1 protein-coding gene is annotated in these 389 nt (G+C 41.9%); it reads right to left on the bottom strand.

The window, feature by feature from the left end:
• Positions 1 to 389, bottom strand: a 389-nt coding sequence (locus E3E33_RS10785; protein ID WP_167731706.1) for a hypothetical protein, incomplete at both ends; no start/stop codon positions are given.

Raw genomic sequence — 389 nt, 5'->3', positions numbered from 1 at the left:
CTCTATTTTTCTTGTTGAAGTTTTGTCCCATATAGATTTTAACAACTCAAATTCATCGAGCTGAAGGTTAGTGACTACCCTCCTATTCACCCATGGAAGTATAAACTCAAGCTGAACTCTCTGAATTGGTTCTCCAGTTCCAGAAAGTACCGATGTGGATGTGGCTCTTGCCAATACAGCATCTGCGACCACTATTGGAACTATCTGATTGCTGAAAACTGGTTTCATCACAAGAATTATTTTGTCAGGAGAGAGGGGAAGAACGCTTTCGGAGAATACCAGTTCTTCCCTGCTTGTAAAGAACTCCTGCAGCTGGGAATACACCCTTAGGAGTTCCTTTGCACTGTTATCTCTGAAAATCTTGTGAGGAACTCTCTCAACTAGCGAAA

The organism is Thermococcus sp. GR5 (assembly GCF_012027535.1).
Classification (GTDB): domain Archaea; phylum Methanobacteriota_B; class Thermococci; order Thermococcales; family Thermococcaceae; genus Thermococcus; species Thermococcus onnurineus.
The sequence above is the reverse complement of the archived record's forward strand: the minus strand, read 5'-3'. Positions and strand labels throughout refer to the sequence as shown.